Annotated in this window: 10 protein-coding genes; 4 read left to right on the forward strand and 6 right to left on the reverse strand. The window is 43.8% G+C overall.

All coding sequences use genetic code 11. The annotated features are described in order from the left end of the window. The 3 genes from NTU69_03355 to NTU69_03365 all read right to left on the reverse strand — a co-directional run. Positions 1–420 (reverse strand): hypothetical protein (locus tag NTU69_03355; protein MCX5802566.1); only part of this gene is annotated, 420 nt, incomplete at its 3' end. 10 nt (positions 421–430) lie between these two features. Then, complete coding sequence (locus tag NTU69_03360; GenBank protein ID MCX5802567.1) at positions 431–721, reverse strand: hypothetical protein; 291 nt, start codon at positions 719–721, stop codon at positions 431–433. A gap of 310 nt (positions 722–1,031) precedes the next feature. Then, positions 1,032–1,598, reverse strand: a complete 567-nt coding sequence (locus NTU69_03365; GenBank protein MCX5802568.1) for a DJ-1/PfpI family protein — start codon at positions 1,596–1,598, stop codon at positions 1,032–1,034. A 283-nt stretch (positions 1,599–1,881) separates the two neighbouring features. Between NTU69_03365 and NTU69_03370 the strand changes: the two genes are divergently transcribed. The 3 genes from NTU69_03370 to NTU69_03380 are packed head-to-tail and all read left to right on the forward strand — an operon-like array spanning position 1,882 to position 5,876. After that, the gene (locus tag NTU69_03370; protein ID MCX5802569.1) at positions 1,882–4,371 is read left to right on the forward strand and encodes a serine/threonine-protein kinase; all 2,490 of its coding nucleotides are present in this window, start codon (positions 1,882–1,884) and stop codon (positions 4,369–4,371) included. Further along, positions 4,368–5,177 carry a Stp1/IreP family PP2C-type Ser/Thr phosphatase gene (locus tag NTU69_03375; protein ID MCX5802570.1) on the forward strand — a complete coding sequence of 270 codons (810 nt, stop codon included), beginning with the start codon at positions 4,368–4,370 and terminating at the stop codon, positions 5,175–5,177. Before NTU69_03370 ends, NTU69_03375 begins: the two co-directional genes overlap by 4 nt. A 3-nt stretch (positions 5,178–5,180) precedes the next feature. Next, entirely contained in the window at positions 5,181–5,876 is a 696-nt protein-coding gene (locus NTU69_03380) for an FHA domain-containing protein (GenBank protein MCX5802571.1), read from the forward strand. Positions 5,877–5,934: 58 nt separating this feature from the next. Here the strand turns inward: NTU69_03380 and NTU69_03385 are convergent, their stop codons facing one another. Genes NTU69_03385 through NTU69_03395 form a run of 3 tightly spaced genes read right to left on the reverse strand, consistent with a single transcriptional unit; the run spans position 5,935 to position 7,810 of the window. Then, complete coding sequence (locus NTU69_03385) at positions 5,935–6,528, reverse strand: RlmE family RNA methyltransferase (GenBank protein MCX5802572.1); 594 nt, start codon at positions 6,526–6,528, stop codon at positions 5,935–5,937. Beyond that, a complete protein-coding gene (locus NTU69_03390; protein MCX5802573.1) occupies positions 6,509–7,585 on the reverse strand; it encodes a hypothetical protein in 1,077 nt (358 codons plus the stop codon). Before NTU69_03390 ends, NTU69_03385 begins: the two co-directional genes overlap by 20 nt. Positions 7,586–7,606: 21 nt before the next feature. Further along, the gene (locus tag NTU69_03395; GenBank protein ID MCX5802574.1) at positions 7,607–7,810 is read right to left on the reverse strand and encodes a cation transporter; all 204 of its coding nucleotides are present in this window, start codon (positions 7,808–7,810) and stop codon (positions 7,607–7,609) included. Positions 7,811–8,185: 375 nt separating this feature from the next. Here NTU69_03395 and NTU69_03400 point away from each other — a divergent pair. Further along, on the forward strand, positions 8,186–8,539 hold a 354-nt coding region (locus NTU69_03400; GenBank protein MCX5802575.1), incomplete at its 3' end, for an NADH pyrophosphatase.

Here is an 8,539-nt window from a genome sequence, read left to right on the forward strand (position 1 = left end):
GCCTGTAACAACAGCCCGGAATTCGGTTCCAGGTTTTGCTCTCAGATATGGACTGGCAGTATCCGTACTGGGTACCTGCCATGGCTCACCCTGTATCCACGAAAGTAACAGGTAAAGAGAACAAGTATAGGAAACAGCATCCCGGGGATTTTTCCCGGGATAGGCATCGAACTTGACGGGAAGGTCTTCAACGAGGTCGCCTGCACTATTTGTATTATGGTTGGACCATTGTATCTTTGCTCCTATACGCTCGTTTGAGCTTGAGAGCACCTCGCAGCGAACCTGTGCTTTGCCGACACCCTGTACAAGTTTATAGAGACGGATCGGAACAGTAATATTGAAATTCTCAGAATAAACTGGCGCTGCCCACACGGCGGCAACCATCGTCATGATCAGAAAGCTTGCAAAACGAAAAGCCATGATACCTCCCCTATTCACTCATTCCAGTCATCGTCAGCGGTTCTGTTGTAATCACCACGGGCTGAAAAGTAGGATCGGACTGTTGAGGTTGTTCGTCGGGACGCATTCCAGTCATCGTCAGCGGGGGAGTTGTTATGTTTACAGTCTGAGGAGTTACTGTGGTCGATGCAGATGTTCCCTGGCTGAAAGCAGTTGGTGCAATGAAGATTGTCGTAAGTATACCAACGAGACCAATGAGAAAAAGCTTTGTCATATTTTTGTCCTTGTGGTAACCCTTCATCAGGATAATACTATCAGGCACATAAAAGGTCAAGTGCTTTTTTATTATGCATCTCTCAGTACGGCTCCATGTGAAAAGGGATGAGAGTCAACTGAAAAAATCAATAGAGCTGGGTTCAAGGATTCAAGGGGTCGAGGGTTCAAGGAATTAAGAAGAAGAATGCCGAACCAAGCAGTTTCGTGCATCGTGCATTATGTTTATCGTCCGTCGTCCCAGCGAAGCGGCTGTCCCTCGTCCTTCAGCCCTCTGCTCTATACTTTTTCTACTTCCCACTTACGACTTCCGACTAACGATTCCTAAACGCTCTGCCCTCTACTCCCCGCTCTTTGCCCTACGCTCCGCATTCCACGCTGAGAGCCATACCCTGTGCAACTTCTTTTACTTTCTGTTCATCAAAGAGGAGTTCAACAAGCTTCAGGGAAAACACAATGGCAGTTCCTGCACCACGGCTTGTGATGAGGTTTCCATCAACCACCACAGGTGAATCTGCTGGCTTGGTTTCTTTCAGAAGGTGGGCGAAATCGGGATGACAGGTAAAGCGATGACCTTCAAGGAGACCATGAGTATAGAGGACAACTACTGGGGCAGCACAGATGGCGGCATAGAGCCTTCCTTCATCTCTCTGACGTTTCAGCATCGAAACGAGTTCTTTCGAATCGCGAAGATGCTCTGCACCCGGCATACCGCCGGGCAGGGCGATAAGGTCATAGGTTTTATCTATACATTCTGCAATCAGGCAATCAGCAACGAGCTTAACCCTTTTTGAGGCCACAATCTGCAGCATGTCAACAGATGCAACAGTAACAGCGGCATCAGCCCTTCTCAGGACATCTATGATGCACACAGCCTCAAGTTCTTCAGTACCATTTGCAATAGGTACCAGTACGTGTCTCCCCATATCATCCTCCTTTCGTCCCTGTATGACATCATTTTACCATCATGTCAGTATGGATCTCTTTTTATCTTTGCAAAATCCATTCATTATACGCCACGGCAGCCCTTAAAATAAAGAAACATCAAAATTAACCCTGTATTTTTCTGATGTTGAAAGCAGGTGTCGTGTAAGTAATTTATAGAGAAATTCATACTTTATATAAATAGGTACTTTACAATTTAATTTTTTTAATGTAAGAATACCCTGAAGGGGTTGAGAAAAATTTTGACGAGGTAGAGGTAATGGTATGAAAAAGATTGGCAGTCTGATCAGCAAGGATTTTGTCATAGGATTTCTGCTCATGCTTTTAACGCTTGCAGCCTTCTACCTCAGATGGAATCCAATCGAAATATTGGAATACCGTTTTTACGATCTTGGTGTGAACCTGCGCGCGAAGACCCCGTCTACACCATTGGCGATTGTAACCATCGATGATGAGAGTATTGCCAAGCTTGGCCGATGGCCCTGGCCAAGGAGCTACATTGCTGAGATGATTGATACCCTCAGTAATTATGAGGCAAAGGTCATCGGGGTGAATATCCTTTATTCAGAAAGTGATTTCAATCAGGGGCTATGGGAGCTGCAGGAAATCATTAAAAAGATTGAGGGCGAACCCGTACTGCTTAAAAGTAAACAGTCTAATGAAATTTATAATTCTCTAAAAGAAGCTGAAAAAAGACTGGATAGTGATGCCATCCTTACTTCCTCAATTACAAAAAGCAAAAAGGTAGTTTTGCCCTTCTTTTTTACCCTCAGCAGTACCACCGGCAAGGGTGAAGCTGAGCTACCCGAATATCTCAAGGCTAATTCTCTTCCCCTCTCGAACCCTGATGGTTTTTTCTCTGCAAGAGAAATCATCCCGCCTATCCCTGTTTTTGCATCCCAGGCAATGGCCATGGGTCATATCAATGTGGTTCATGACAATGATAGAGCAGTAAGGAGCGAACCCCTGCTCATTAATTTCGGAGGCAGGCTTTTTCCCTCTTTTGGGTTGCAATTAACCTTGAAATATCTTAACTATGATTTAAAGGATATAACTATCTCTCACGATGTAAGGATCAAAAATACCCTTATCCCCATTTATGAAAAGAACAAGATGCTCATCAGTTTTAATAAAGGATTTCCTATTTACTCTTTCGTTGATATCATTGATAATAAGGTTCCAGCAGGGCAGTTTAAAAACAGGATTGTCATCATTGCCCACAGTGCAACCGGTATTGGAACAACCCTCACCACCCCTGTGGGTCCCAATGTTCCTTCCTGGGTTCTGGTTGCAAATGTTGTAGACAACATTCTCAATAACAACCATATTGTACGCCCCCGATGGGCATTTTACGTTGAACTTGCGGTGATTATCCTTTTTGGGATATTCCTCTCCCTCATTTTACCGAGGCTCCATGCAGGGATCAGCGCCATCCTTGCGGCAGCCCTTTTTCTTGCATGGTCAACTATTGCAGGATTATTTCTTGTGAACTATGGATACTGGCTCAAGGTCATCTATTCTGACCTTCTCCTTCTGGTCGGTTATACCGTTGTTGTTTCCTGTCGGTACCTCTTTACCGAGAGGCTGAAGGAGCGCGTTGAGGCGGACAGTATCGAGACCAACAAGATGCTGGGGCTCTCATTCCAGGGTCAGGGGATGCTCGACATTGCCTTTGAAAAGTTTAGAAAATGTCCTGTTGAGGATGAATCGGTAAAGGAACTCCTCTATAATCTCGGACTTGATTTTGAAAGGAAAAGGCAGTTCAACAAGACCGTTGCTGTTTACGAGCACATTTTACAGGCTGGCGATTTTAAGGATATCGGGGAAAGGATCAAGAAACTCAAGGCCGTCGGTGAGACAGTCATCTTTGGTCCGTCAGGTCCAAGAAAGGATGCCACTGTCTTGATTGAAGGCGCCGAAACCAAGCCGACACTTGGCCGTTATGAGATAGCAAAGGAGCTGGGACGGGGAGCCATGGGGACGGTCTATCTCGGGAAAGACCCAAGGATTAACAGGGAAGTAGCCATCAAGACATTAAGATATGAAGACTTTGATGAGGAACAGGTGGCGGAGCTGAAAAAGAGATTTTTTCGTGAGGCAGAGGCAGCAGGCAAGCTCTCCCATCCGAATATTGTGACAATATACGATGTGGGAGAGGATTACGAAATTGCTTACATGGCCATGGAACTTCTTGAGGGGACAGACCTGACAAAATACTGTCAGAAGGAAAACCTTTTTCCTATTCATGAGGTCGGAAGGGTCATTACATCTGTCGCTTCGGCGCTTGACTATGCCCATGAGAATGGTGTGGTCCACAGAGATATAAAACCAGCGAATATTATGGTATTGAAAAACGGAGAGATCAAGGTGGCAGACTTCGGTATTGCCAGGGTGATGGCAAGTTCCAAGACTCAGACCGGTGTTATTATGGGCACCCCAAGCTACATGTCTCCAGAGCAGATTTCCGGACAAAAGGTTGATGGGCGCTCGGACCTTTTTTCTCTCGGTGTGGTCTTCTTTGAACTCCTGACAGGCGAGAAACCCTTTGCAGGGGAGAGCATTACAACCCTCATGTATAATATTGCCAATTCACCTCCTCCTTTGTTAAAAGAGGTGTCGCCTGCTACCCCTGATTTCTGTGATTCTATTATAAGTAAGCTACTTGCCAAGGATAAGGAAATGCGTTACCAGCGGGGAAGAGATCTGGTGAATGATCTTACAAAATATATGGAAACGCTTGGAGAGCACAGTTGAAATTTCTCGCTGCTGCCAGAACAGATAAGGGTATTATCCGACAGAATAATGAGGATAATTTTTATGTAGCAGAGAGTGACGGCATCCTCCTTGTGGCAGACGGCATGGGAGGGCATGCCTCAGGCGAGGTTGCAAGCAAGATAGCAGTTGATGTTATCAGGGATTATTTTGATGGTGTAAAGGCAGGCCGTGAGTTGCAGGTAGGTAGGTACCGCGAAGAGTTTTCTGAAGCAACGAACAAAATTGGTTCTGCAGTGCGCCTTGCCAATCAGGCAATTTACGAGGCATCGAAAGGTAATCCCCTCTGGCATGGGATGGGTACCACTGTGGCTGCTACCTTAATTACCGGCAACAGGTTAAGTATTGCCCATGTAGGAGATAGCCGTGTTTATCTTGTCAGGTCCGGGGATATGGAACAACTTACCGATGATCACTCACTTGTTTCTGAGCAGGTAAAACGGGAGCTCATCTCGAAAGAGCAGGCAAAGGAATCTGACATGAAGAATATCCTGACCAGGGCCCTCGGTGTAAATCCCGAAGTAGAGGTGGACCTTGATGAGCTTGCTCTACTGAATGGTGACATTCTGATTCTATGTACCGATGGCCTCACCACCATGGTCGAAGAGGATGAAATTCTCTCTGTTGTGACCACCACCAATGACCCTGAAATGGCGTGTGAAAAACTTATCAGCATGGCCAATGAAAATGGTGGCAGGGATAATGTCGCGGTAATAGTTGCCTTTGCTGTGAAAAAAAGAAGATGGTTTCATGTTTTATTTAATCTTAAAGAATGGTTAAGGAGGTGACGTATGAGGAAGGTTCTGCTCAAATTTAAGGATGCCGTCATTAAAGAGATATTGCTCGAGAAGGAAGTTTATACCATTGGGAGAAAAGAGGATAATGATGTCGTTATTGACAATCTCGCAACCTCGGGGCACCATGCCAAACTTATAAGAGAAGGCGAAACAATGTACGTTGAGGATCAGAATAGCACTAACGGAACCTTTGTTAATGGCAAGAGGATTGTTAAGAGCGCTCTGAATAATGGCGATGTCATACTGGTTGGAAACCATACTCTGGAATTTATAACCGATGTAAAACCTGCGACGGATCAGATGAAAACAGGTGTCCGTGCACGTTCAATGGATGAAACAGTATTGCTCAGCCCTACTGATCAGGAGAAAATCCTTGTTACCGCGGAGAAGCTTGAGGTTGTGGGTGGGTTTGTCGTGATCGAAGGTACTACCAATAAAAAGGAATACGAGTTGAAGGAAAGGGTTTCCACTATTGGTAAGGACGATAGCGCTGTGATTAAGCTGAAAGGTTTATTTGCCCCAAAAATAGCTGCTCTGATAAACAGGAGGAAGGATGGGTATTTCATCACACCTTCCGGAGGAAAGGAAATCAAAATAAACGGCAACAAAGTTGAGCAGCGATATGACCTGAAAGATGGTGATATTGTTGAGGTTGCAGGTTTAAAAATGCAGTTTTACATTAAGGAATAACCGTTTAAGAGTGACTATCGGGAGAGTGGAATTTTTTCTAATCCTTCTGTGTAACCTGCTATTTTTTATTAATGCATACCAGATAGATCTCTGAACTTTTGCTTCTCGATGCGACAGGTTTATAGATTGTGACATTTTTGAAGATATTCTTCAGGTCTGAATCGATATCCCTGAATGTGCCGGAGAAGAAGGATTTGAGAAGGAATTTCCCGCCTGTTTTTAAGCCATCCGATACAATATTCTTTACGGCTTCATAAAGTTCAGTAATATTTTTTTCATCGACCTCTCTGATACCGGAGAGATTCGGTGCGATGTCGCAGGTTACCACATCAAAGTACTGGAGGGAGAGTTCATTAAGTAATTCTTTTATACTTAATTCTCTGACATCACGGATAATGGTGCTTACATTCTTTTTGGGGAGAGGGGTGAGTGGCAGGATATCTATGCCCACGACTACACCTTCGTATCCCACGATATCAGAGATAACCTGAAGAAAACTTCCAGGCGAGCATCCAAGGTCTAAAACCTTATCACCCTTCTTTATTAAATGGAATTTGTTCTGTATCTCCTTTAATTTATAGGCGCTTCTTGCCCTGTAACCTTCTTCTTTTGCTTTCTTAAAAAAGGTATCCTTAAGAACGTATTTGCTCATAAGGATTTACAATAAGGCCGGGTTGTTTTTGTTGCCCTGCCTCTTCAAGTGATTTTCTGGTGAAGAGAAAGAGAATACCATGGGGGGCATTTTTATCCTGTAACATTTCTATTAATCCATTATAGGCACCATATTCATGGAGACAGTAAAAGATATAGGCATAATCTTCCATCATCCGCCTTATAAGAGGGAGTTTTTGTTTTAAATTATCTCTTTCAAGAAGTATTTTTATAAATGCCTGTTTTTTTTCTTCGACCATGTATGGGGGCAGCACAATCGTAGAACTTCCAATATTGGCAAACTCCTTTTTATCGTTCTCCAGAGTATTCCATGAAAGCTTGAATGGTTCGACAATGTCGTTCGATAGAATCTTTTCCATTGGTAAAGGATTTGTTTTATCCGGTATTTCAAGGCCATATATGTCTTCGGGTTTTTGTATTTTACTTTTTATGTTTGAGGTAAATTGTTTCAATTGTTTTACTTCCTGGGTGAACTTTCCTGAGTAGGCAGATGTTTCATTTATGATATAACTTGCATATTTCGGGGATATTTCTACAAAGACGATTGAGCTATTTGTTCTCTGACGGTACTCGTTCAGTATTGTTTCCAGATCACGCCTGTCCACAGGGGTGCTGGTCAGTTCTAAAACCCCATCAGAAAAGTGGGTTATTGCATTGATAAATATAAAATAATTCTTTTTTATCCCGAAGGCTGCGCATACCAGGCGCGTGCCCTCAGTATCATAGTTAGAGATAAAACCCCTGTGTTCCCTTTTTTCTTCTATTCTCCTTAAGGCAGGCTCTCCGGTTATCTTTGGTTCATCTACCTTTAACCCGACTGTTTTCAGTCTGAACAACAATTTTTTGATGAGTTTCTGAATATCTTTATCCTTTTCATCAGGGTATACCATGTTCAGGAATGTGCCTGCAGGCCCACTTTTTATGTCCTTAATTTTTTGTAAAAGCTCTATCTTCTTTTCTCTGGACAGGCGTGAAAACTCTTTAGCCTTGTTTTTTAAATCAGCAGCATCGCTGATTGCTTGTATGATTTCTTCCATATTGATTTTTTAATATTCTGACTACTTGACTACCTTGTATCCTGCCTTTTCTATCTTGGATTCTATATCTTCCTTCTTTATTTTTGACTCGTCATATTTAACCATTGCACTTCCAATCTGAACGTCACTCTGCAATATAGCTGGAATGCCACCAAGTGCCTTTTTTACAGCCATTACACAATGTTGACAGCTCATGCCTTCAATCTTTATTGTTGTTTCTGCCATTATAACCCCCTTCTTGTTATTGAGTATGTATATTATAGCACGAAAACGATAGGACTGTTAGCCCCTTTTATATAGTTTCCTGTCCCTAACGGTTCTTTACATTTCAAAGAGAAAGGGAGTTCCCTGTAGCACGACATCACAAAATGACCGTTTTACCATACTTAGAAGATGTGGAACGTCCCGAAGGGGAAACGGGTATGTCCGAAGACCTGCTGAAAGCGGGGCAAGTTTGCCCGTTTCAGTGGAGCGATTCTCGGGTACCCGCTTGCGGGTGATGGTCGGGAATGGAGTGCGGAGTGCGAGGGGAATCTCCTTTCTCCGGTTTGAGAAGAACAGCTCCTTGACATTCCTCTGCAAAATAGGTATTTTTCAGGGATGCATGGGTTATTCATCCCATCCATGGTGCCGCCACCTGGACAGATAGAACACGCATGGTGGTTTGTCTTTAGTGGCTGGAGGATGCTGGTTAAAATAGAAGATAACAGGGCTATCATCCCATCTATTAGTGATGTGAGGGAGCTCGGGCTCTGCCCACTACGTGAGCTATATCTTGGAACCCTTGATGGCCGGCATTGTTACTCTGTGGAACTTACAGAGCTTGCTCTGGCCCCGGAAGGCATGGTTTTTCATAGCTTAAGGCGACTGTACGAACATTTAGATGAAAGCATTTATGGTGTGGCAACCAGGGCAATCCATATCATTGATTGGGATAGAACGCACCAATTCTGC

The organism is Pseudomonadota bacterium (assembly GCA_026388215.1).
In the GTDB taxonomy this organism is placed as follows: Bacteria; Desulfobacterota; Syntrophorhabdia; order Syntrophorhabdales; family Syntrophorhabdaceae; genus JAPLKF01.